This window comes from Spiroplasma endosymbiont of Sarcophaga variegata (assembly GCF_965178695.1).
Taxonomy (GTDB): domain Bacteria; phylum Bacillota_I; class Bacilli_A; order Mycoplasmatales; family Mycoplasmataceae; genus Spiroplasma; species Spiroplasma poulsonii.
The window spans coordinates 298,943-323,240 of sequence record NZ_CBCXVU010000002.1; the positions used below are offsets into that span (position 1 = coordinate 298,943).

A 24,298-nucleotide genomic window follows, 5' to 3' on the forward strand; every position below is an offset into this window, starting at 1 on the left:
TCGTTGAAAGTTCTTTTTTTTAAAATAACATTTAATTTTATTCTGTTTTGTCAGGTTCTTGTAAATCCCCTTCAGCCTGATAAGCTTCCTGGCGAATATGTTTAGCATCCTGATAATTTGGATTATCTTTAGATTGATAAATTTTTTGATTTCGAACTAAATAACGATCTAATTCAGTTTGAATTTCCTTCACAACATAATTTCAATCATCTGTTACCGTAAAGAGAGCATCTAAAGTCGCTTGTAATTGTGGATTAGTTTTTAATCGTGCTTGATATTTTTTTCAATAGTATGTGTAATACCAAATAACAGCAAAACTAATCATTCCGACAATATAAGCAATTTCTAATGTATTTGATACAATCGTTGCAATTCTTTTTGAAGCACCTGTATTTAACAAATTAATTGCAGTATGATATGAGCGTCCTAAGTCAACAAAGAATTGCACAAATTATCAAATTAAGAAAATTAATACTAATGATCAAGCAATCATTTCTCAAACCTTTACCCGCATTTTTTTCGTAAATCCTAACTTTAAAGCAACCATTATCACAAACGAATAAATAATAATCATAATTAATGATGCTTCCCCAGTAATAGCAGCATACGAGAAGACAGCATTGCCACCCGTTGCACCTTGAATAATATCAGGAATAAATAATCAAATCATTGCAAAGATAAAAGTAATAATTAAGTTTAAAAACGAAGCTTTAAAAGGAATTCTATCTTTATTTAATTCTTTATATTTACTTGGCATTAACCCTTCCACGGCAAATGGTTCTAAAATCGCCCCTGAATATAACGCATTTTGCATTCCCGCATTTGCTTTTAGCGAAATAGTACAAATTAACATAATAATAACACCAGCATAATAAATTCACTGTCCAACATGATTACCTAATAACCGGAAAATTTGTAAATTTGGATTATTAGTAAATGCGCCCGCAACTGCTCCTAACATTAAGATGGTAACAACAACATAAAAGATAATTGCTAATGCAATTGTTCAAATAATACTACGACCAATATTGCGTTCTGGATTACGAACATTTTTTCCAATTGTGGCATATGTTTCAAACCCTAAAAAGAAAAAGAAACACGAGGTAAAAGCAATTGAAAAATTAGTTGGATTTAAGGTGGTGTACTTTGGACTAGCATTAAAATCTCACGCAGAAGTTCCATTAATAATAAATAGGGTAATCAACGCAATAATCAATAATCCTGTTGAACCTCATTTAATATAACTAGAAGCATTTAAATAACGTTTCAATAAACGCATTCCTAAGAATAATGTACACATGACACTAACATATAAATAGCAATTCCAATTGCATCTCAAATTAAGTTTGCTCAATTGCCTAAAATATCTTTTGTATCAAGAAACGTTCCTGAACCAACAAAATTTAAACGAATCATTGAAACAATTTGTGATGTAACAATAATTGGTAATGTCATATATTGTAAGAATGAAATTAATCATCCTCAAAATTTTCCAAAGTTTGTTCGAACATAAATATAACTAGCACCATTCCCAGCGGGGTGTACTTTTGATAACTTATTAAATGCTCACGCACAAGTTCCGGCCACTAACCCCTCCACTAAGAAGATTCAAATCATATGCATCCCTAAAAACTGCCCCGTTTTATCGACTTCTGAAAACATCATTGTTGCATAAACTGAAGTAAAAGCAATCCCACAAGTATAATTAAATCCTAATCAAACTAATTCTGGCAAACTAAACTTCTTGCTCTGAGCAGTTGTTTTCTTTTGTTCTTTCATTTTTTATGGCCTCTTTTCTAATTTTTTTTAAATCTAAAAATATCATATCGTTTTTTCAAATATTTTTAATAAAGTCAATAATTTTTTTAATTATAACAAATAACTTTTTAATGTTTACTTAGTAACTAACAAATTATTTTCAAAATAAATGTTATTTAGCTAACTTTTTCTGTGCCTTTCTTGTTTTTTTCAATTGGCGTAAATTATGTGTTTCTACTAATGTAATGTCCGTTACTTTCTCATATCCATTGAAAATAATTAACGCTGTAACTAAACAGAAGATTGGTCCAACAACTCAAATTCATGTAAAGAACATCAATGCAATCATTAATAATGCGCCAGCAATTCGTGCACCAATTTTACCACGTAATGCAAAAACAAAACAAGTAATAAATCCAATTAAAGCTAAGAAGGAAATAAAAATAAAGGCAATTAAGACATGGTCATCAATTTGATATTGATTTATAATTTCAATACTTCTTGTATCATCCACAATTTTATGCAGCGAAGCAGAAATAACATAAAGAATATTGATTCCAATGTTAAAAGTTAACACAATAATACCAATAATAAAACCAGTGATTGTGACCTTATTAGTGTGCATCACATATTGAATTGGTACAATTTTAACATTCTTATTACGATAGTAACGGAAGTACAATAAGTTATTAATAAAAATATAAAAGTATTGTAATGACACGGCAACAACACAAATGACAACCAACGCGGTGGCAACCATAATATCCCCACCGGGCTGGAAATAATTTAAGAAAAAGTATGGAAATAATGTACTCGGATCTTTACCATCTAAATGACGATAAGTCCCCCGTAAAAGAATAATTGTTAAATACAACACCATATATAACATAATTAATCATAAATATTTTTTATGATGATCTTCATAATAGTAATAATGGTCACCTGATGTTAAAACATAACTAGTAATCATTGTTACTGGCATAATTAAGTGTAAAATAATTGTTGCAACCAAATGATAAGGACGATACTGATGCGCTTGATCTTTTTGACCAACAATTCCAATCCAAAAAACTAACATTGTAATAGTGATGTATGTTGTAACTGCTAATTGAATAATATAATGCGGCTTTGTATTTTTAAATTTTGATTCAAATAAATATAAGAAAAAATATAAGGCGACAATATAGTTTGTTTGCGTTGTAAAAAATGAATAATAATTTGAAACCCGTTCTCCGTAACCCCCAAATGGGCAAATTTTGGTTGTGGATAATAAATTGCCATTATTAAATCAAGTAATAGAAATAAGCTCAGTAAAATTAACGTAGCTAAACGTAAATAAAAATGTACCCGGGTATTCCATTTAAATATGCCAAAACTCCTTCACAGTCAATATAATACTTATATTCTAGCCCTTTTTGCCCTAAATCACAAGTAAATATAACGAAAAAGATTAGGAAATAATATTAAATCTTAATAAAAAGACTTTCTATGTTTAGAAAAAGTGATAAAATTATATTCAAATAAAGAGGGGGATTTAAAATGTTTAATTTTAACAATGAAAAATTAAACCAGTTAATTGTGAGTTATATAAATTACAACATTGACCCTAAGCATGATAATGATTTGCAAATAACAAAGTTTGATAACAGTAATTTATTTTACCAAATTGATACGCGCAAACTAAAAGATAGCACTAATGGGGTTGTTAGTTTTCATTTAACAACATCAGAACAATTCGCAAAAGCTGGTGAAATTATTGATGAATTTTATTCAGAAAAAACACCCTTCATCTGATGTACCATTACAATTGATAATACTCAGGGTGAACGATCATTTTTTAAAAAAAGCGGATTAAATCATTGGCGAACTGGGAACGGAATGTTATTAAATCTCACAACCTTTTCCACAACAGTTGAATTATCAGAAAATGAAAAATTTATTACTGCAACAGATCTAAAAGCTTTAAAAGAAATTAATGATACGAAACTTACCAGTGCTAATAATCTTAAGATTGTTAATGACAATGAATTACCGTTAAAAGATTTACCAACACCAACAAGTACTGCTGCTTTGGACCAAACTTGTAATCTTTGTTATGTTGCAACATTAAAAAAAGATGATGTTCCAATAGTAACTGGTATTATTTATTTTGAAGCAGCACTTGCTGTGATTGGTGAAATTATTAGTTATGATAACGAACACCCTAATGATGAGAAAAAAATGTTAAACCATTTATTAAATCAAGCCCAAAAAGCAAAATATCAAAGTGTAGGAATAGTTGCTCCAATTGATAAAGTGCCCCTATACCAAGAACTAGGTTTTAAGCCACAAGATTTATATTTCAACACTTATGTTATGCATTATTCAAAATAATGCATTTTTTTATGTAAATAAATAAAATTAATACTGTCGAATAATCTATTTATTACTCATCTTAATTATTTTTTAATGTCCTTTTTCGATCTTGTTTTGTTAACTTTACCATAATAAAAACCTTTCTTTAAAAAAGAAAGTAATTTTCTGAAGCAAAAAAGATTTCAGTAATAAAGGTTAAATAAATAAGGGTTTACTGGTAAAAACCAGTAAACCATACCTTTTAAATCTAGTGACAAAAGCAAAGTATGAACCAACACTAATTGTACTAATAAAAATTAAAGTTCCAAAAATTGGTTGGTAAATTGATGTAAGTGCTAAGTTCCGATCAACAGAAGGGACAATTAAGAAAAACCCATTCGAATTATAATTACTTTGTGTGTAAAATATATAAACAATTCAAGTAATATATTTTTGTGGAATAAAATAACCAATGATAATTGCTGGTGTTGTTGTTGCATACGATAAATCAATTAAAAAATCACCGAACAATAACGAAAAAATAAAAATTAATATATTAATCGTTTGCACAATGTAAATATTTTTTAATGAACCAGCAACTAAAAACACTAAGAAGAACATTATTAAAATATTTAAAATAATGTGGTATACCACACACATTTTGGAGATTGCAAGAAAACAAGAAAAAATAATAAAATATATAATTTAAAATAAAAAAATATCATTAAAAATGATAAATATATAAATAAAAATTATAAAATTGGTACACTAAAAAATAGTTTAAATAAAACTTTATAAATTTTAAATTATTTAGTTAAATTAGTTAAAAATTGAAATGGTGTCTGAAAATTCAAAGATTTATGCACTCTTTCAAAATTATAAAAATAATAGTAATCATTTAATTTATTTTGTAAACTAACTGAATCCAATATTTTTTCACCAAATACAAATAACTTAGTATAATTTTGATGAAATCTTTCAATTTTACCGTTTGATTGTGGAGAACGAACCGGTGTTGTCTGATGCAAAATATCTTTATCTGTTAAAAATTGAGTAAAAGTAGTTTCTTTAACACTACTTTTTTGATTATTACGATGACTATTAATAAATTCAGAACCGTTATCAGTTCTAATCCGTGTTATTTTAATACCAAATATTTTTTTAAAATCAATAATTGCTCTTTTAACAGCATCAATAGCATTTTCAGTACATAATTTATCATAAATATAACCGAATACTCCTCTAATTCTTTCATCAATAAAATCATAAACATAATACTTTTTTTCAACTGGAAATTTACTTGGCATAAAATATTTAGCATCCATTTGTAATAATCCTAATTCTTTAACTTCATATCTTGGATGTTGTCTTTTAATTTCTTTAATTTTATTTTTTATTTTTAATCAACGCTTATCTTTTTTAAGTCAACGAAAAAATGTTTTTAAATTTTTAGGTGCTTTATTTTTTAATTCTTCACCATTAATTCCTTTTTTTAAATTATAATACAAAGATAAAACACCACCAGCACGTTTATCAGAATATTCAAAATATAAATCACAGATATTTTCACGAACATCATTACTATATTGATAATTAATATTATTAGGAACTGTTGATTTTAATAATAAATCTTCAAAATTATTATTTGCATATGCAAGTAAAATTTTATTTGCTCAGTAATAAAAAGTTGAAAACTTATTTTTAAAATATTTTTTAATTAAATCTTTTAATAACAACTTAGTTTCAAGAAAAAACTCCTTACATAAATTAATATATGCAAATATTTTTGTTTTTATTCTTTTATAATATTTATTTTTATAATTTTTACTTAAAAAATCTTGCAATTTTGCTTGTAAATCGCTTAAATTAGAGTTATTAATAATATATTTCATTAATTTACACCCACCTTAAAAATATATATTAAATTATGCTAATTATAACATTTTGAAATTAATTAACTTTTTATTAGTTATTATTTACAATTTATAAAGAAAGAAGAGAAAATATTATGTATGACTTAATAAACCTAGCCGAAGATTTAAAAAAATGTAAAAATTGTAGTTTTATTACTTGTAAATTGTAAATGCCAAATCATAAAAAGTTAACTATTAATTTAGTTAACTTTTTTAAGTTAATTATAGGAGGTTGAAATTATGCAAACAAAGCAATATTTAATTTTGCGGTCATTAGTGAAAAAGTATGGTAAAGATATTGTTATTAATACTGTCAATAAGATTGTAAAAGATATTGAAATTAAAAAGTAAAAGAATAAATTATTCCGCGTAATTTATTAGCGGATAATTTATTCAATAATGTTTTTTAAGTGGAGCAAAGCGACAACGAGCGGAGCGAGTTTGCAAATTTCAATTTTTTAATTTATGAAAGGAGTTATATCGTGCCAGTATGATTAACATGAATATTTAGTATTTTGATTTTGTTAGGTATTTTTGCGTGAATTGGTTTATCAATTTATCAAAAAATTCGACAAATTCAAGGTAAGAAAAAAGAAAAAAAAGAACTTGAAAAAAAGGAGGATAGAAAATAATGAATTTATTAACTGAAACAGTTACAAAAATCGGTTTTGGTGATGGAATGAATTCCATTTGAACTGGTTTAGGTAATGCAATGGGTAAAGTAAAAGATGCCGTATATGGTATTTTACCGCAATTAATGACCTTTTTAGGTGATGCGTGAATTATTTTAATTCCATTTGGATTATTTATTATTATTAAGATATTAAACTTTTTCCGTCATATGGTTAAAGGATTTTAATAGAATATAATACTATATTCTAAGTTATTTCTTTAATTTTGTCGAAAACTCTTGATATTTATAAAATATACCTAAAATTAGGTATATTTTTAATATATAGAGGTAAATAAATGATGAAAAAAATAATTACAGAATTAATAAATAGCTTAACAGATGATCAATTTTTAGAATTTTATGAAAAAATAAAACAACAAGCAGACTTAATTAAAAAACAAAAACGTTTAAATGAAATTGATCAAAAATTTAGAGATAAAGGCATTATATGTCCTAATTGCAAATCTTTTCATTGTGTTAAAAATGGTCATAATTCCGAAGGAAAACAAAAATATTTATGTAAAAAATGTCGTGCTAGTTTTGATGCATTTCGTCATCATTTTACTTATTGAAGTCATTTAAATTATGAACAGTGAAATTTATTAATTCAAATTTCATTGTTAGGACAATCTAGTAAAATAATTTCTCGTTTTATTAAAACAACCCCAAAAACCGCTTGATATAATCGACAAAAATTAATGCAATCAAAACAATTAGAAAATACACAGTTAAAATTTAAAAAATTAAATGGTCAAATCCAAATGGATGAAACATTTATTAAAGAAATTCATAAAGGCAATTTTAAAGATAAATTTGATAAACGAAAAACTCATCTCGATCCATTTTCAACTGATACCAAATGCTGTATTCAAATGGCGGTTGATAGCAATAATAATATTTTTGTTCAATCCACCAATACCAAAAGATTACAAAAACAATGGATTATTGAAAATATGAATAAGCAACTAATTAAAGAAAAATCAATAATTATTTCTGATATGCAACCACTATATTTATTAGTAGCAAAACAAACAAATTCTACTCTATATTCCACCAAAACTAGTACAAACCCTGATACTAGTTATCAAAAGTTAAATAAGATTAGTAAATTACAATCCAGTCTTAAAGAAGCCTTAATTCATTATCATGGTTTGGGTTTCACTAATATTCAAAATTATTTAAAGCTCTGAAAATGAAAATACCAACACAAAGGTTTAACACCAAACCAACAATCAACGGTATTATATTTTAACGTTTAAAAAATTTAAAGCAAAATCATAATCTTACACAAAATTAGTTTTCAAATTGTCATATTGATGATTTTTTTTATTTCATCAAGAGTTTTCGACAAAATTAAAGAGTTATTTTAAACAAAACTAAGGCACACTAGTTTATTCATTTTTTATTAATTTATTTTATAATAACTATTACTTTAAAATTTAATAGTGTTTTTCAGTGTGCCAATTTTTATTATTTTATATATTTAACATTGTTAATAACATTGTTTATTAAACATTAAATAAACAATATATTAGCATTATGTATAACATTGTTAATAATCAATGTTTTTATCAATAAATAAGCAATATATAAACATTAAATATAACATTGTTTATTAAATAAATATTTAGTTAGGAGATTATCTTATGAAAATTAATAAAACTAATTTATTATTTACTATTTTGGTTTCATTGTTTGTTTCTATTATTTTATCTTTTGTAATTTGAGTTTTATATTATTTAGTTACAAGATATTTAAACAATTCATTAGATAAAGGAGATTTAATATTTCATGTTTCAATTTTAATTATATTAACTTTAAATATTTTCATTATATATATTCAATTTTTATATGCAACATATTTTTATAAATATAATGAAAATTTAATTAAAAGAGGAGTTGATAAAATTGAGTAATTTTGTTAAGAAAAATCAAAATATAGCAAATTATTTTATTTCTAAGGAATTAATCCCTTTTGAAACAGATAAAGCAAGTTTTATAAATTTACCTAATCATAATCGCCATATTGGTTTTTGATTAAGTAATAAGTTTATTTATCTTAGTGAAAAACACTCAGAACAAGTAGCAATCGGTTTAATTTATGATAATTCTTATCCTATTGTAAAATATGATGAAAATTTAAAACGCCATATTTGAAAATATTTAACTGGAACAGAATTAATTAATTTGTATAATCAATATAAACAAAATTATTTTAAAAGTATGCACAAAGCATTATTTTCAAATGAACCTAAAAAAGTAAAAACAACTAATAACAATAGTAATTTAATAAATTGAAATGATGAAAAAGTACAACAATTAATTAATGACTTAGAAAGTTTAAATTAAATGAGTTTATACGATTATTGAGTTCAATTTGTTAGTTATATTATTGGTTCAAATGCCCCTGAATTTTTATATGTTATATCGTTTGTATTATTTATTATTTTATTTTTTGGAATGTTTTTTAAACTTATTCAGAAAATGTGGAGTTTTTAAAAATGCAAAATGATTGAGAAAAATTAAAAGAGTTTTTTATTCATGTCTTTTTATTTATAGATAAAACAAATGTTGAAACTATTACAACTTGAAATTTAACTCAAAATGAATATTTAACTCTGATGGTTGGTGTTTGAATTGTAATTTTGTTTTTAACTTGGTTCTTATTGTGAATGATTTTTAAAATAGTTGGATATTTTAAATAATGAAAAAGTTTGCATTTTTTCTAATAAACTTTTGTTATATTAGTGGTTCAATGGTTTTGTTTAGTTTAATTTATTTATTACTTTGAATAATTTCATTAAATTATACTGGTTTAGTATTTTGACTATTATTTGCTTTACAATGTGTATATTTTATTTGATGAGTTTGAAAAAATGTTTTTTATCAGTTAAATGTTTTTCGTTTAGTTTACTTTATTTGAGATAATCCATTATCCGTAATTATTGGTAAATTAGGAACTGGTAAAACATTACTTTTAACTTTTTTATCACAAGTTATGAAACTTTTAACGAAGAAAATTTATAGTAATTATCCAATTGAAGATGATGCAATAAAACTTTTAACTTTTAATAACTTAGATTTTACTGATAGAACTAAATTAGTACCACCTGATGATAGTTTAATTTTGTTTGATGAGAGTTTTTTATATATTGATGGAACTAGTCCCCACGAAGTTAAAAAAGTTCACGGTGGTAAAAGTGTGTGAATTGTTTTAGCAAGACATTTTAAAAATAGAGCGATTTTTACCGTACAGCGTGAGGGTATGGTGTGAAATAATATTCGTCATTTAGCAAGCGGTATTATTATTCCGATTTCATTGAAAAAACCCGTTAAATCTAAATTAGGTAATATTTTTAATCGTAGTTTTGTTATGCGAATTGGTATTTTCCAAGATATTACGGATTATGAAATTTGAAAAACAAAATCAGTAGAACGAACAGCAGAAGGTAAAAGAGCAAAACATAAATCAGATGTTGGTTTAGGAATTCGGTTTTTTAAGATAATTATTCCGCTTGAATTTGCCAATAAATATGATAGTCATTGATTAAGTTTTGTTCGTGATTTAAAAAATGATTAAGTTATTAATAAAAAAGAATACTTTTGAAAAGATATATCAAAATTAAACAATAAACAACGCTTAGAATTGTTTGATATTGATATTTTGAAAGAAAATTTAAAAGCAAAAAAAGGGAAAGGAAAAATAAAAAATGAGTAATTTATTAAGTGAAAGTGTGAATAATGATAATTGAAATAAGATTTTTAGTTTTATTTTTGATACTTTTTTATTTGTTTTTGATGTGATTTGAAATACTAAATTGCCAATGACAAATATAACAATTGCTTATTTTTTAATCTTTTTTATGGTTATTAAGTTATCAATTTATGCTATTCACGGAACATCAACTAATTATAACGATTTGGGTTCAACGGTTAAAAGCGGTGTTATCAATAGTTCTAAACTATACGGTGCTACTGTTCGGGGTGTTTCTAGTACTAAACAAGGTTTACAAAAACATATTAAAGAACGAAAACAATTTAAAGTTAGTCGCAATAAACAACAGTTATCAAGTTTAGCAAAACAAGCAAAAACAAGAGAACAAGGGTTTAAAAGAATTCATAGTACTAAAAGAATAAAAAAATAAGTAAGGAGTTGTAAATATGAAAAATAAAATTTTGAAATTTTTAAAAAAATGATGATGAAAAACATTAATTTTTATTTTATGTAATTTTTTAGGAATTGTTTTGTTTTATTTTAATTATGATTTTGAAAAACTTAGATTTCTTTTTAAAAGTTTTGGTGTTATTGGACTTTTAATGTTTTTTGGATATTTCTTAATTTGAATTTGTTTAGCGTTTTTTTTAATTAGTATTATTGAGTTTTGAAAACGTTTCAATAATGTTATTAAAAATCAAAAGAAAGGTGAAGTAAGCAATGATTAAATTAGTTTTATTGGTAGCGGCAATCGCTATATTCGGTACTGGATTTATTACAGTTATTATTAATCAGTTGACATCAGCAAAAAATATTATTATGGATTTATATAACTCTGATACTTGGTTATTATCTATTTTTGGTAAAATGGCGATTTTATTTAGTCATCCGTTAATGTTAACAATATCAAGTTTATATATTATTGGTTTTATTATTTCAAAAACATTGTATAGTTAGGAGTTGAATTTATGAAAAGTAATGTAGAAAATAAAAAAGAAAAGAAACAAAATGGTTTATTTATTTCTTGGGTTGATTTAATTTTATATCTTATTATAAGTTTTTCTTTAACCCTTGTATGTATTTTAGATACAGTTTTAACGATTGAAGAATTAAAAGAGAAATATGCTGGTATAAATGGTTATATAATTTATGGTTTATGATTTGATATATTGTGATATATCTTAATAATTCATTATTTTTATGGTTATTTATTTAATGAAATTATCAAATTAATAAAAGAAAATCGTAAAAATAAGTTGTTAGAGAATGATGCGTAAGTTTTTAGTATTATTTTCGTTTATACCAATTTTATTGATTTCTTTTTTCTCGTTAGGGGCGATGACATTACAACAAAACCATCAATCACAACAAACAGAAGAAAAAGCAAGAACAAAGCGAAGTGTAGAAACTGGTATTAATGAAACTGATTTTATTAATACGATGTTTTTACGCAGTACTTTTTTCGAAAATTGAAGTGATACCAATTATTTTATTAATCCTACTTTAAAAACATCAAAATCATTAACTTATAACGATAAATGATATTTAGATTTTTTAAAGGATAGTTATTCAACTGGTATTTCTTATGATAAACCTAGTGATAAATTTATGGATTTGTATAAAAATTGAAATACTTATTCTAAACAGAATAATATTGATAAGTTCTATGATGTTGATAAAAAACAATTTTTAAAAGAATTAACAAATTTTGTTTATTCATTTGCAAATAAATATAATTTAACATCAATTTTAAATAAAGTAAAAACAAATATAAATGATTTACAATCAGTTAAATTAATTGAAGATAATTGAAAATTAATTACTGATACTACGGGGGAAGGAAATAGTGGTAAAACTTATATTGGAATTTTTGGAAATAAACCTAATGTTCATATTACAAGTTGAAAAGGAATTGAAGGCGAAGGACTTTGACATTTATATCAATATAAAGCAATTTATCGCTGGGATGGCGTTCGTGAACCACAAATACCAGCAATTAACTCTAATACTGGTGAAATTACAGATTGAAATATTGAAAATCAAAATAAAGTTAAAGATTTTTTAAATATATATTTAGATGTTATTATTCAAGAAAATATTAGAGTTCAGCAAGGTGGTAATCCCGATTATGAGAGTTCTATTGTTGGAACACAAAGAATAATTTTTGATTTTGAAATTATTAATAATTTGGATAAGTCTAGTACTGGTACTATTTTAACTAAAAAATCAATTTATCGGATGGTTTTAACAATTAATAAAGATAATAATATTATTGCTGGTAGTTTAGAATTAATACATCTTAAACAATATTGGAATGGATATGATTATAATAGCTATCGGTATACCGATGATTTAGGGTTTTTATTTTCTTTTATGAAAGATAAAGAAAATATCTTTAATTTTAGTGCTGAAACATATAATTATTATCAAGGTAATAGTCCTAATACTGGTAAAGAAGTTTTTGAACAGATGAAAGGTCAAATAGATATTAATAACTTTTTAAAATCTTTTTTTGCATATGCTTTGGTACCTGCTTTTCAAAATCGGAGTAATTTTATTGAAAGTGGTTATATTGATAATTTACAATATGATACTGTGTTAATTAATTTTTTTGGTTTAAAATTAGAAAATTTTAAAGATGTTATTTTAGATGAAAATGGAAGATCAATAAAATATTTCGATGACTACAATAACTATATTTATAAATTTGAAAATAATAAAAAAGTTTTAAAAACCGAAAAAGAGAAAAAAGAATTTGAAGAACGAAAGAAAAAGTTTTTAGTTTCTTATGATAAATTTAAAGAATTATTAAATAGTATGTTTGTTATATCTAAAAATTTTTATAAGGATTATTTAAGAACAATTTTTGATTTAGAAAATAATACTTATACACAAGGATATAATAAAAAATATGGTTTATTAGCAAATAATGGTTTTAAAATTTACCCACGATATTTTTATTTTTCTGATAAATATAAATCATTAGATTTTAAGATGTATTCTGCTTATAAAAATCGGTTTTATAACACTAATTATGGAGATGTATTTAACTATGATTTTTCTGTTGCAAATGATTATAATATTAATCAAAATGAGGGTTATGTTTTTGAAGGTGCTTTGAAAGATAAATATGGTTTAAAATATAAGAAAATGGAAGAACAAAAAATCGGTTATAATGTTTTTGAGTTACAAGCACAAAAAGAAAATGATATGTATCGTTATTATGATTTTAATTTTGGTATTTATAACTGACAAGAAATAAATAATGGTGGATTATTTCCTGATAGTCAATGATGACAAGCACAATATGAAAGTTGTAGTTGATATAATTTAGCGTGTCATATCAGAAATGCGGCAATTTGAATAGTTAATAATATACCCGGTATAAAACAAGTAAACGAACTAGCGAGTGGTGTTGGTAAAATTTTTCAAACAATATATAGTTTTTTTAGTCAAACATTCGAAGTATGAAAATTTAGTCCTGCACTTTATAGTACAATAACTAATTTATTCTTATTAATTATTTTTATGAAATTTGTGCGATTAATTTAAAAAGGAACTATTTTTAAGTTCCTTTTTAATCTTTTCAATCTGTAATTTCACCAGTATTAGAGTTAATTGCTGGTATTTGTGGTTCACGAACGCCATCCCAGCGATAAATTGCTTTATATTGATATAAATGTCAAAGTCCTTCGCCTTCAATTCCTTTTCAACTTGTAATATGAACATTAGGTTTATTTCCAAAAATTCCAATATAAGTTTTACCACTATTTCCTTCCCCCGTAGTATCAGTAATTAATTTTCAATTACTATCTTTTGGCGGTTGTTGTGGTTCTGGTGTAGGTTCTGGTTTATTACTTCCCCCGTTTTCATTGTTATTTGGTTTTTCACAACTAATTAATGTTGTTGTACTTGTTACTGTTAATCCGATTACTCCTAAAATACTTAATAACTTTTTCATATATTTATCCCTTTCTGTGAAATGTTATAATTAACATAATTATATTATACATTTTTTAAGTATGTGTAAATTTATGAAATATATTAATTAATAATTTTAATTTAATAAAGAAAGGAAATAATAAAATGTTTAATTTTAATAAATTTAGTGAAAATATTTATGAAAATGCTTTAAATCAGTTAAAAGAAAATATAGAAAAAACTGATGATATAATTTTTAAAAAACGAGATAAAACAAAATATTTTGTAAAAGAAATAAAAACTAGAAAAATTAAAACAGAATTTGGAATATTAATTTATAAGAGAAGAATTTACAAATATCTTTATAAGGGTAAGTGAAAATATGTTTCTCTTGTTGATAAACAATTTGGAGTTAAAAAATGGCAAAGAATAATTAATGATTTAAAACTAAAAATAACTGCTGAAATAGTAAAAAATAAAAGATATAGTGATATATTAGATATGTTTAATTGTAAATTACATTGTTCATCTATTTCGCGTATTTTACGAAAAGCATTAATAAAAAGAAAAGATAAAAAAATAGATTTGAAAAATTGTGAAAATTTATATATTAATTTAGATGATGCCCATGTAACTTTAAAAAATAAAAATAATAAATCTTATTTGCAAACTGTTAGAATAATTTCATTTAATACTGGAAAAGAAAATAATAAATCTTTAAATAAAAAATATTGTTATTTTTTTCTTAATAAGAAAACTCGGGGTGCAGAATTTAATGCGTTTTTTATTAAAAAACAAATTCAGAAATTTTTTAAAAATTATGAAAATATTAAATTAATTATTGGTGGGGATAGCGCTAAGTGAATTAAAAAAACTGCTAAAATTTTAGATGGTATGTTTATATTTGATAGGTTTCATGCAATAAGAGAATTAAAGAATAATATATATTGTGGTAATCGTAGTAAAGAATCCTTTAAAAATTATTTATACGCAAAGGAATTGTTTTTACAAGGAAAATACAACGAATTTATAACTTTTTTAAAATCATTACAGAATGAAAGAATTAAATTAAGGTATTTTATTAATTTAAAAAATGGTATTTTAAATCAAAATAAAGACTGAAATATTGGCGTATCTGCTGAAAGTGATGTTTCAAGAGTTGTAAAATCTTGTTTAGGATACGGTAATAAAACATTTTCATTCTTAACATTTAAAAAAATTTTAGATTTAAAAATTATGAGATTTAATTTTAGTTAATTTAAAATAATTTAATCTTAGTTTTTTAAACTATTTTTTAGTGTGCTAAAATATGAAATTATTATTTGTATTTTTATTTTTTTGTGTTATTATGTTTTTATAAAAGAAAAAAGTTTCTTGTTTTTAAATAAATTAAATAATACCCGTTTATATGCAACACTCCCTTTTTATATTTAACAATGTTTATTAAACAATAGATAAACAATATTTTAACATTATTTATAACATTGTTAATTAAAAAAAATCTTTAATTTTGTCGAAAACTCTTGATGAAATAAAAAAAATCATCAATATGACAATTTGAAAACTAATTTTGTGTAAGATTATGATTTTGCTTTAAATTTTTTAAACGTTAAAATATAATACCGTTGATTGTTGGTTTGGTGTTAAACCTTTGTGTTGGTATTTTCATTTTCAGAGCTTTAAATAATTTTGAATATTAGTGAAACCCAAACCATGATAATGAATTAAGGCTTCTTTAAGACTGGATTGTAATTTACTAATCTTATTTAACTTTTGATAACTAGTATCAGGGTTTGTACTAGTTTTGGTGGAATATAGAGTAGAATTTGTTTGTTTTGCTACTAATAAATATAGTGGTTGCATATCAGAAATAATTATTGATTTTTCTTTAATTAGTTGCTTATTCATATTTTCAATAATCCATTGTTTTTGTAATCTTTTGGTATTGGTGGATTGAACAAAAATATTATTATTGCTATCAACTGCCATTTGAATACAGCATTTGGTATCAGTTGAAAATGGATCGAGATGAGTTTTTCGTTTATCAAATTTATCTTTAAAATTGCCTTTATGAATTTCTTTAATAAATGTTTCATCCATTTGGATTTGACCATTTAATTTTTTAAATTTTAACTGTGTATTTTCTAATTGTTTTGATTGCATTAATTTTTGTCGATTATATCAAGCGGTTTTTGGGGTTGTTTTAATAAAACGAGAAATTATTTTACTAGATTGTCCTAACAATGAAATTTGAATTAATAAATTTCACTGTTCATAATTTAAATGACTTCAATAAGTAAAATGATGACGAAATGCATCAAAACTAGCACGACATTTTTTACATAAATATTTTTGTTTTCCTTCGGAATTATGACCATTTTTAACACAATGAAAAGATTTGCAATTAGGACATATAATGCCTTTATCTCTAAATTTTTGATCAATTTCATTTAAACGTTTTTGTTTTTTAATTAAGTCTGCTTGTTGTTTTATTTTTTCATAAAATTCTAAAAATTGATCATCTGTTAAGCTATTTATTAATTCTGTAATTATTTTTTTCATCATTTATTTACCTCTATATATTAAAAATATACCTAATTTTAGGTATATTTTATAAATATCAAGAGTTTTCGACAAAATTAAAGGTTTTATTTAATTTTGAAAATAATGGTTTAAGATTAAACTGGATTTTATGATTCATATCCAACAACATCTTCAAAATAATTAACTAACACTTTCCGTAAACTACCATTATTTTTAATAATTTCTGTAATTGGCTGGTCACTATAAATTTCACCATCTTTTAAAAGCAAAACACGATCACAAAGTAATTCAACTTCTTCTGGTGTATGTGAAACAATTAATAAATTAATTTTTTTTTCGTCTTTTCACCTTTTTAAGAAATTAACAAGTTTAATTTGCATTTTTAAATCCAACCCTGTAACTAATTCATCTAAAACAAGAATTTCTGGATCATTTATAATTGATAAAAAACAATTAAAACGTTGACGTTGCCCACCAGACAAAGATGAAATTTCTTTCTTCAACAAATTCTTCAACTCAAAAGCATCAATTAACGTTTGTCCCTCTAAAGTTGTTAAATAACCACGTCCTTTATAAAATTTAATTAAATCAATTGGGGTTGTTCCTGATGGTCAATAGCCATCTTGAAATTGTACTCCAATTGTTTTTTTAATCTTTTCATATTTGTCATTAAAAAACATTACCTTACCAGTTGAAGGTTTTAAAACACCAGAAATAATTTCAACTAAAGTTGTTTTTCCACTCCCATTTGCTCCTAAAAAGCAACTGATTCACTTTCTTTAATCTCTAAATTAATATCTTTTAAAACATAATTTTTACCATAATGTTTGCTAATATTTTCTAAAATAATCATTTTTACTTTTCCCTCCCAAATACAATGTTATAAACTTTATTGATCATATTTGTCATTACATCATCAAGTTTTAACCGTGGTTTTACTTTTGCAGCGGCAACTGGATCAGGACCTTGTGATCACAACGGGTTATTATCCTTATCACGAGGGACTAATGACCCAAATACATAAAAATCAACATCAATTGATTTTTCAATTGTTCGGCCTAAATCTTGAATTCAAATTTTTGCTCATTGAAAATAAAATCCTGCCTGAAAATACTTCATAACTCATAAGTTTAAATGCTCGTTTGGATTAATATTATTATCAGCTGGATCAATAATTTGATTGATTGATATTTCAATAAAATACGAGCGTAAACTTAAGGCCATAAATTTTTGCATATCATAAGAAAAAACAATCTTTTGCTCAATATAATCATTAATTTCAGCAAGGGGAAGACCAATTTCATCATAACCCGGTTTACCGATATTTCCTTCAGCTGTATCACGATATTTATCATATTCATTACGATAAAAACTATAAAAACCTTCCATCATTTTCTCATTTGTTGCAACAATTTTTTGTTGAGTGTCATTATATAAAAATTGTCAAATCTTGAATTGACTCATATCTTTTGCTGGTCAACCGCGACTTGGTTCTACAATTTGTTTTAAATTATCTGATGTTTTAAAACTATTATTTGTAAAAAAATTAATAATACTAGCAAGTGGAATAACTAAAAATGAACTTATTAAAATAGCTCATAAATATTTTTTCATATTTTTTCTCCTTTTGTATAAAGTGCTTCAATAATTCATAAACTGTTCATATTGAACCATTTTTAATTATGACAAAAAAAGCAAGCATATGATTATTACCGCTCTCAATTTTGCTCACTTACATTTTAACCTAAATTTTCATATCACAATATAAATAATTAAATATGTTAATTTTAAAAATATTTTTTACAGAAGACATCAATATTAAGAGAAAATTGAAGATAATAGGAATCCTTACATTAATACCTATTAGTAATAATTTAATTATAAAAAATAAAAGTAGTCTCATCAATATGAGACTACTTTTATTTTAAAAATGATCTTCTGTTGGAATTAGGTTTTGGTCAAGGGCATCACGCATTAAAAATGGTTTATTATGACCAGGTAAAACCTGTCATATTGGTTCCAAGTTTGTAATACGACGTAACTCTGTTACAAAGTAATTATCATTACACATTGCTCCCGTATACCCTGGGCTTGCTTTATCAGGCATTAAACTTGCCCCTGTTGTTACTAAGTTTAAGGCTTTAATTCGTAACATTTGTGTTCCGGCGGTATGACCGGGAATATGAAAGACTTCAATTTGATAACCAATTTCTTCGACAACAGTATCACCAGTTAACGGAACAAGATTTGTTAATGGATAAACAATGCCTGGTCCTAGAATTTCTCCAGTTGTATCATCAACCTTATGTTGTGATAATAATCGTAAATCAATTTTTTGAATATAAATTTTTAAATCTGGACATTGCTGTAATACATCATCAATCCCATCATAGTGGTCAATATTACCATGGGTAATAAACAAGGCTTTTAAGGTCAGATTTTTTTGTTTAATATATTCGATTGCATCTTTTGCCGCATTTGAGGCATCAATCATAATTGCTTCATTTTGATCATTAATGATTAAATAAACATTTTGATTATCATAAGTTGCATCTACAAAATTTTTTATCTTTGCCATTAGTAGTTCTCCTTCTGTCTTACTCTTCGGTTTCTTTAAACTCTTCAATAAAGTAAGAGTTTGATTCAATGTAATTCAACAAATCTTCAATTAAAAATAAAACGTCATTAATGTTATCGTAATCTAAACCTTTGATTTTACTAATATTCATAACATATAACTTTTGTAATAATTTATGCCCATCATCTTGATTTTCAATACGATATCCAAATCAACGGGCAATTCCTAAGGCAGCACCACCTAATAAATGGCTTAAAAAAGATTTAACATTAGGATTGTCAATATGTTTATCGTAAAAAGTAGTACGGATATAATTAGTTTTAATTATTTCAGAAATAATTGTCAACAATAAATTCGCATAATCAGTAATCGCAATAATGTTTTCACCATAAGTTTGAACTTCATCATCAATTTTAACAAAAACATTCATAACACCCTTATATAATGCTTTAAAAGAAATAACATCTTTTAATTCATTATTATTCGGAATCATATCATGATAACGTTCAAATCCAATTTTTGTTGCTCATACAGCAGCAGAATAAATGCTTTCAAAAACTTCTTGTGTTGGGCGATATCATTTAAAACGTAAAAAAATTTTTGGATCAACAGCCCCTGTTTCCTTTGCTAAAGCTTCTTGTGTTAGTGTCATCGCCTGTTTATAATTTAATTTTGCGTCTTTTTTCGCCAATACTTTTATTACGTATGTTTTCTCCATAAAACTTCCCTTATCCTATTAATTTCTATATTTTGTTGTTATACCATTTTTTCAAGAAAAAGTCCTGTTTCAAAACAAAATAAAAACCCGCTATAGCGGGTTTTTTGCTTTATTTTAAAAAACAAAGCATTAGTTAGTAAATGAAAATTGACGTACACTATAACGCATTTTTCCAGTAAAACTATTAAGATTTTTACGGTAAGAAATGATAACTGATTTAAAATCATCTAGATTAAATTCAGCATTAAATCTTTCTGCTAAATCGTTTCATACTACACATTGCATTTCTTCACCATTATCTAAAACTCAAAATTCACATAAATCTCTTGTTTGGCCGTCTTTACTAGTTACTGTTTTTAAAGTAGGTTGTTTATCTGCTAATAAAAACTTTTCGTCGTTAATAATATCATCAGTTCTTTTGGTAAACTTTTGATTCGGTCTATTATTATACACTTTTACGGTCCTCCTTTCTCTTATTCAAATGAATACTTAAAATCATACCTTATATTTTAATTGAAAAAAAGAAAGATTTATTATATTGTCATATGAACAAAACCATTATATCATTAAAATAACTTTAAAAAAATTATTTTGAAAAAGGTTCATCTTTTTCTACAAAATCATCATTTAATAATTGCTGTGAACGTTGTTTTCTAGCGTTACACTTTGTTCCTAATCATTTTTTTAAATAATAAAGTGGATAACCACCTAACATTATTCCCAACACAATAAAACAATTCCATAATTCTCACATATTCGCCGTTACAGTTGCATAATAATACATTGCTAAAATTGAACCAATAAAAGTAATTGTACATAAACTTAATGCTAAAATAACTAAAATAATAAATACTGGTTTTCGATAAAGGGGTTGATAATTAACATCCTTTTGGCGTAAATATATTAAGGTAATCATTGTAATGAATTTTAAAACACTAACAGCAATAATAAAATAATTTGTGACATTAAACAACGATGTTCATAAAATGTAAATAATTGCTAACACGACTAAAAAGAGGATTGCTAAATATGGCATATTAGTTCGTTTCGTTGTCTTTTGAAAAAAGGCAAAAAAATCGTTTTCTTCACTCATTTTAAAAATTAACCGTGAATGATACACTAAAAATGAATTTAATGATCCCACAAAAATAAAAATTGCTAAAATTGAAAATAAATAGTTTAAAAATGATGGAATCGCAGGATTATTACTAATCGCATAATATCATACATTGTTAAAACCCGTTGGTCCTAATCAATTCTGTGGTTTATTAATTGTTAATAATCCAATTGCTAAAATAATATATAATAAAACAATTGCAATTGTCGCGGTAATCATTGCCCGCGGAATGTTTTTACGAGGATTAATAATTTCCCCACTAACATACGTAATTGCTTCCATCCCCGAATAAGCAAACATTGTCATTGCTGTTGCTGGTAATAATAAAAATGATGAAAGATAAATTTGACTTAAATTTTTATTAATTGTATCATCAGTAAAACTAGCAGTGTTACCATAAACCATTGCAATAACTAAAAGCAAAACAATTGGAAATCCTTTTAGTAAAGCAAAAACAATTTGGGAATAACCACTACTTTTTTTAATAAAAATTTGCATAATAACTAACACTAATAAAATTATAATCCCAAATAATTTACCATATCATTGGTTATCTAACTTTAATAAGGTAATTAAAATATTGCCTAGTGCTAAACAAGCAGTTGCAATAGCTGTTGCACTAACAAATAATACCATAATTCAACCAAACCAAAATGAACAAGCATTTCATTTTGCACGTTTAATTCAGTAATAACTTGTCCCATTTTCAGGATACGAAGTAGCTCCTTCGGATAATAATAACATTTCTGGTAAAACTAATAAACCTCCTAAAATTCAAGCAATAATAATTAAAATGGGATTAAACTGTGCTTGAAAAGCAACTTGGCCAAACGAAACTAAAATCGAAGAACCTAATGTTGCTGAAATTGCTAATGCTAAAATCTGTCAAAACCCATATTTTCTTTGTAATTTCATCCTTATTTCCTTTCTTGTTGTGCTAAAAATGTTTTAATAGCCGCAAGATAAACTTGATGCCCTTTTGAAATCGCTTCAACATGGTTAATGTTTAATAAGGATACTAATTCACTTTGACCGGTTGGTTCAAACTTTGCTTTTTGAGTAAAAAATTCTTTACTCATAAAGTAAGGAACAAAATCATCGTAATTACCATGAATAATTAACATTGGAAAATCTTTTAACCGCTTGGTATTTTTTAATAAATTATATTTTCGTAAATTAAAACCAATTTCTTTGTTAAATTTCTTTGTTAAACCAAAGCTAATTAACCACCAGGGATGCTGATAACGATATTGCATCACATAACGAAATTGAACTAATAAACTACTAAACCCACAATCACTAATTGCTCAATGAACTAATTGATTTTGATAACCTTCATCAATTAAATATTTTGTTAAACAAGCAGCTCCCATACTATTCCCAATTAATCCAATTTCTTCAACAGAATAACTATCTTGAAGTCATTTAATAACATCACTTAAATTTTGGGCATTCAAATAACCAATAGCGGTATAGTCCCCCACACTTAAACCATGTGCAACACTATCAAAAGTTAATACATTGTAGCCTTGTTGATAAAAGTAAAATACTTGTCGTAACCCTAAATATTTATTTTCCGTTCAACCATGCAAACCAATTACTCATTTCTTTGAATTAGAATGTTGTAAATAAAGCGCACTAATTGGTGCTTGATGGCGATTTAAAATCGTCACCATTTGCATTGCTGTTTCTTCTTTTTTACTAAAAACAAAATTAAATTGATCTAATTTTTTTGCAATAACATCTTGGTGATATACTTCAAAACTATTAAAATCAAAAGTTGTTGTTTCAATTGTCATTAACCCTTTTCGTTGATAAGTTTGGGTAAATGTAAAAAAATCTTTAACATATTTTTTTGATCGAAAATAAACTAACGGAAATAATACTATCACACATAAAATGCGTAATCAATTAAAACAAAATTTATGATAACCATCATTTAATGTTTGCTTACTAGGTGTTTTTTCAATTACTTTCATTTTTTCTTTCCCTTTTTAATATTCTTACTCTAACAAAATTTTTACTAAAAAACAATTTAAAATGTTATTTTTTGCTAAAAAAGTTAGCAAAATGAAATTTATTGCTAACTTTAATAACTTTTAACTATTATTGTCCAAAAACTACGGTTTCAATAACTTTTGCAATCCCATCATAGTCATTATCATCAGCCACTAAATCAGCGATTGCTTTTACATCATCGGGCGCATTCCCCATTGCCACGCCAATTCCAGCTCACTGTAACATCGCAACATCATTATGTTCATTCCCGAAAGCCATCACATTCTTTGCTGTTAAGTGATATTTTTGACAAATTTGAGCAATACCAGTCGCTTTATTAATATTACAACTAGTAATTTCTAACGCTGAGCGATCACCACGAATTTCTTGTGAAATTTCAATTTTATCCTTTCATTTTGCAACCAACCGATTAATATCGGAAATATAACTACTAATATAAATTTTATTAACATTAACATTGAAATTATTTGTATATAAACATGCTGTTACTTCATCTTGTTCTTCGCTAAAAGATGATAAATAATGTTTTGTCATTTTATCTTCAAATCCTTTGCAATGTAATAACATTTTATTAAACGAAGAATGATCAGCATCAAACATAATTAATGTGTCTAAATCAAATGCCAAGACATCAACATAAAGTTCTCGTAGTAATTGTTGATCAAAATAATCACAAAATAAAATTTCTTCAGTGGCATTATTTGCAACAACTGAACCATTTAAACTAACAGTAAAATCATTAATATCCGTTAATCCTAAATTTGTTACAATATGTTTTGTTTGATATAATGGTCGTCCGGTCGCAATTACTAACTTAATATCTTTTGTTGCCAGTCCTTTTAAAACTTCTAATGTATGCGGGGACATTTCGCCAGTTGAATTTAAAGCTGTTCCATCTAAATCAACAGCAATTAACTTAATTTCTGTCATTATCATTATTCTCCTATATAAAATAATTTTAATCTATTTTCTAGTACTTGTAAAAGATATTGTTAAAATTAAAATAAC

29 protein-coding genes and 1 pseudogene are annotated in these 24,298 nt (G+C 25.1%); 14 read left to right on the forward strand and 16 right to left on the reverse strand.

Annotation, left to right across the window (positions count from 1 at the left end; translation table 4 throughout):
- Positions 1 to 37 precede the first annotated feature (37 nt).
- From ACOBME_RS03165 to ACOBME_RS03180, 4 genes are all read right to left on the reverse strand, one after another.
- Complete coding sequence (locus ACOBME_RS03165) at positions 38 to 400, reverse strand: hypothetical protein (protein ID WP_338963816.1); 363 nt, start codon at positions 398 to 400, stop codon at positions 38 to 40.
- A 51-nt stretch (positions 401 to 451) separates the two neighbouring features.
- Positions 452 to 1,270 carry an amino acid permease gene (locus ACOBME_RS03170; protein ID WP_419334234.1) on the reverse strand — a complete coding sequence of 273 codons (819 nt, stop codon included), beginning with the start codon at positions 1,268 to 1,270 and terminating at the stop codon, positions 452 to 454.
- A gap of 11 nt (positions 1,271 to 1,281) precedes the next feature.
- Positions 1,282 to 1,779, reverse strand: coding sequence for an APC family permease (locus ACOBME_RS03175; RefSeq protein ID WP_419334236.1), 498 nt, complete (start codon positions 1,777 to 1,779; stop codon positions 1,282 to 1,284).
- 151 nt (positions 1,780 to 1,930) lie between these two features.
- A complete protein-coding gene (locus ACOBME_RS03180; protein WP_338963822.1) occupies positions 1,931 to 3,118 on the reverse strand; it encodes a hypothetical protein in 1,188 nt (395 codons plus the stop codon).
- Between the two features lie 179 nt (positions 3,119 to 3,297).
- Here ACOBME_RS03180 and ACOBME_RS03185 point away from each other — a divergent pair, with 179 nt between their 5' ends.
- Complete coding sequence (locus tag ACOBME_RS03185) at positions 3,298 to 4,131, forward strand: hypothetical protein (RefSeq protein ID WP_338963824.1); 834 nt, start codon at positions 3,298 to 3,300, stop codon at positions 4,129 to 4,131.
- Positions 4,132 to 4,308: 177 nt separating this feature from the next.
- Here ACOBME_RS03185 and ACOBME_RS03190 read toward each other — a convergent pair whose 3' ends face one another.
- Entirely contained in the window at positions 4,309 to 4,623 is a 315-nt protein-coding gene (locus tag ACOBME_RS03190) for a hypothetical protein (RefSeq protein ID WP_419334238.1), read from the reverse strand.
- Positions 4,624 to 4,898: 275 nt separating this feature from the next.
- Positions 4,899 to 5,984, reverse strand: coding sequence for a DDE-type integrase/transposase/recombinase (locus tag ACOBME_RS03195; RefSeq protein ID WP_338963828.1), 1,086 nt, complete (start codon positions 5,982 to 5,984; stop codon positions 4,899 to 4,901).
- Positions 5,985 to 6,487: 503 nt separating this feature from the next.
- On the opposite strand from ACOBME_RS03195, the gene ACOBME_RS03200 reads away from it, so the two are divergent.
- The 12 genes and pseudogenes from ACOBME_RS03200 to ACOBME_RS03255 all read left to right on the forward strand — a co-directional run bounded on the left by ACOBME_RS03200 (position 6,488) and on the right by ACOBME_RS03255 (position 13,945).
- A complete protein-coding gene (locus tag ACOBME_RS03200) occupies positions 6,488 to 6,637 on the forward strand; it encodes a hypothetical protein (protein WP_004028165.1) in 150 nt (49 codons plus the stop codon).
- Positions 6,637 to 6,864, forward strand: coding sequence for a hypothetical protein (locus ACOBME_RS03205; RefSeq protein ID WP_004028563.1), 228 nt, complete (start codon positions 6,637 to 6,639; stop codon positions 6,862 to 6,864). The genes ACOBME_RS03200 and ACOBME_RS03205 overlap by 1 nt, the downstream gene beginning before the upstream one ends.
- A 110-nt stretch (positions 6,865 to 6,974) precedes the next feature.
- Positions 6,975 to 7,937: an IS1/IS1595 family N-terminal zinc-binding domain-containing protein gene (locus tag ACOBME_RS03210; RefSeq protein ID WP_338963247.1), complete on the forward strand. Its 963-nt coding sequence runs from the start codon at positions 6,975 to 6,977 to the stop codon at positions 7,935 to 7,937.
- A 387-nt stretch (positions 7,938 to 8,324) separates the two neighbouring features.
- Positions 8,325 to 8,594 (forward strand): hypothetical protein, encoded by a 270-nt coding sequence (locus ACOBME_RS03215; RefSeq protein ID WP_419334241.1) that lies wholly within the window; start codon positions 8,325 to 8,327, stop codon positions 8,592 to 8,594.
- Positions 8,587 to 9,027: a DUF3627 domain-containing protein gene (locus tag ACOBME_RS03220; protein WP_419334243.1), complete on the forward strand. Its 441-nt coding sequence runs from the start codon at positions 8,587 to 8,589 to the stop codon at positions 9,025 to 9,027. Before ACOBME_RS03215 ends, ACOBME_RS03220 begins: the two co-directional genes overlap by 8 nt.
- 152 nt (positions 9,028 to 9,179) lie before the next feature.
- Positions 9,180 to 9,383: a DUF2649 family protein gene (locus ACOBME_RS03225; RefSeq protein ID WP_419334245.1), complete on the forward strand. Its 204-nt coding sequence runs from the start codon at positions 9,180 to 9,182 to the stop codon at positions 9,381 to 9,383.
- A pseudogene (locus ACOBME_RS03230) lies at positions 9,383 to 10,396 on the forward strand (hypothetical protein). Before ACOBME_RS03225 ends, ACOBME_RS03230 begins: the two are co-directional and overlap by 1 nt.
- The gene (locus tag ACOBME_RS03235) at positions 10,389 to 10,823 is read left to right on the forward strand and encodes a hypothetical protein (protein WP_419334247.1); all 435 of its coding nucleotides are present in this window, start codon (positions 10,389 to 10,391) and stop codon (positions 10,821 to 10,823) included. Before ACOBME_RS03230 ends, ACOBME_RS03235 begins: the two are co-directional and overlap by 8 nt.
- A gap of 16 nt (positions 10,824 to 10,839) precedes the next feature.
- Positions 10,840 to 11,121 carry a hypothetical protein gene (locus ACOBME_RS03240; protein ID WP_419334250.1) on the forward strand — a complete coding sequence of 94 codons (282 nt, stop codon included), beginning with the start codon at positions 10,840 to 10,842 and terminating at the stop codon, positions 11,119 to 11,121.
- On the forward strand, positions 11,114 to 11,350 hold the full coding sequence (locus ACOBME_RS03245; protein ID WP_004028554.1) for a hypothetical protein: 237 nt from the start codon (positions 11,114 to 11,116) through the stop codon (positions 11,348 to 11,350). The genes ACOBME_RS03240 and ACOBME_RS03245 overlap by 8 nt, the downstream gene beginning before the upstream one ends.
- Positions 11,351 to 11,361: 11 nt before the next feature.
- Positions 11,362 to 11,670 (forward strand): hypothetical protein, encoded by a 309-nt coding sequence (locus tag ACOBME_RS03250; protein WP_419334252.1) that lies wholly within the window; start codon positions 11,362 to 11,364, stop codon positions 11,668 to 11,670.
- On the forward strand, positions 11,663 to 13,945 hold the full coding sequence (locus ACOBME_RS03255) for a spiroplasma phage ORF1-like family protein (RefSeq protein ID WP_419335361.1): 2,283 nt from the start codon (positions 11,663 to 11,665) through the stop codon (positions 13,943 to 13,945). The genes ACOBME_RS03250 and ACOBME_RS03255 overlap by 8 nt, the downstream gene beginning before the upstream one ends.
- Before the next feature lie 25 nt (positions 13,946 to 13,970).
- Here the strand turns inward: ACOBME_RS03255 and ACOBME_RS03260 are convergent, their stop codons facing one another.
- A complete protein-coding gene (locus ACOBME_RS03260; RefSeq protein ID WP_419334254.1) occupies positions 13,971 to 14,354 on the reverse strand; it encodes a lipoprotein in 384 nt (127 codons plus the stop codon).
- A 125-nt stretch (positions 14,355 to 14,479) separates the two neighbouring features.
- Between ACOBME_RS03260 and ACOBME_RS03265 the strand changes: the two genes are divergently transcribed.
- Positions 14,480 to 15,571, forward strand: a complete 1,092-nt coding sequence (locus ACOBME_RS03265; RefSeq protein ID WP_419334257.1) for an Mbov_0401 family ICE element transposase-like protein — start codon at positions 14,480 to 14,482, stop codon at positions 15,569 to 15,571.
- A 345-nt stretch (positions 15,572 to 15,916) separates the two neighbouring features.
- On the opposite strand, the gene ACOBME_RS03270 is transcribed toward ACOBME_RS03265, so the two are convergent.
- The 9 genes from ACOBME_RS03270 to ACOBME_RS03310 form a co-directional block, all read right to left on the reverse strand.
- Positions 15,917 to 16,879, reverse strand: a complete 963-nt coding sequence (locus ACOBME_RS03270; RefSeq protein ID WP_338963247.1) for an IS1/IS1595 family N-terminal zinc-binding domain-containing protein — start codon at positions 16,877 to 16,879, stop codon at positions 15,917 to 15,919.
- Positions 16,880 to 17,004: 125 nt separating this feature from the next.
- Positions 17,005 to 17,628 carry an ABC transporter ATP-binding protein gene (locus tag ACOBME_RS03275; RefSeq protein ID WP_338966563.1) on the reverse strand — a complete coding sequence of 208 codons (624 nt, stop codon included), beginning with the start codon at positions 17,626 to 17,628 and terminating at the stop codon, positions 17,005 to 17,007.
- A gap of 85 nt (positions 17,629 to 17,713) precedes the next feature.
- Positions 17,714 to 18,472, reverse strand: a complete 759-nt coding sequence (locus ACOBME_RS03280) for a hypothetical protein (RefSeq protein ID WP_338963872.1) — start codon at positions 18,470 to 18,472, stop codon at positions 17,714 to 17,716.
- A 310-nt stretch (positions 18,473 to 18,782) separates the two neighbouring features.
- A complete protein-coding gene (locus tag ACOBME_RS03285) occupies positions 18,783 to 19,436 on the reverse strand; it encodes an MBL fold metallo-hydrolase (RefSeq protein ID WP_419334259.1) in 654 nt (217 codons plus the stop codon).
- Between the two features lie 19 nt (positions 19,437 to 19,455).
- On the reverse strand, positions 19,456 to 20,127 hold the full coding sequence (locus tag ACOBME_RS03290) for a hypothetical protein (RefSeq protein ID WP_419334261.1): 672 nt from the start codon (positions 20,125 to 20,127) through the stop codon (positions 19,456 to 19,458).
- Between the two features lie 156 nt (positions 20,128 to 20,283).
- Entirely contained in the window at positions 20,284 to 20,607 is a 324-nt protein-coding gene (locus ACOBME_RS03295) for an OB-fold nucleic acid binding domain-containing protein (protein ID WP_338963879.1), read from the reverse strand.
- A 133-nt stretch (positions 20,608 to 20,740) separates the two neighbouring features.
- The gene (locus ACOBME_RS03300) at positions 20,741 to 22,186 is read right to left on the reverse strand and encodes an amino acid permease (protein ID WP_338963881.1); all 1,446 of its coding nucleotides are present in this window, start codon (positions 22,184 to 22,186) and stop codon (positions 20,741 to 20,743) included.
- A gap of 2 nt (positions 22,187 to 22,188) precedes the next feature.
- The gene (locus tag ACOBME_RS03305) at positions 22,189 to 23,250 is read right to left on the reverse strand and encodes an alpha/beta hydrolase (RefSeq protein ID WP_338963883.1); all 1,062 of its coding nucleotides are present in this window, start codon (positions 23,248 to 23,250) and stop codon (positions 22,189 to 22,191) included.
- 127 nt (positions 23,251 to 23,377) lie between these two features.
- On the reverse strand, positions 23,378 to 24,220 hold the full coding sequence (locus ACOBME_RS03310; protein WP_338963885.1) for a Cof-type HAD-IIB family hydrolase: 843 nt from the start codon (positions 24,218 to 24,220) through the stop codon (positions 23,378 to 23,380).
- Positions 24,221 to 24,298: the final 78 nt, after the last annotated feature.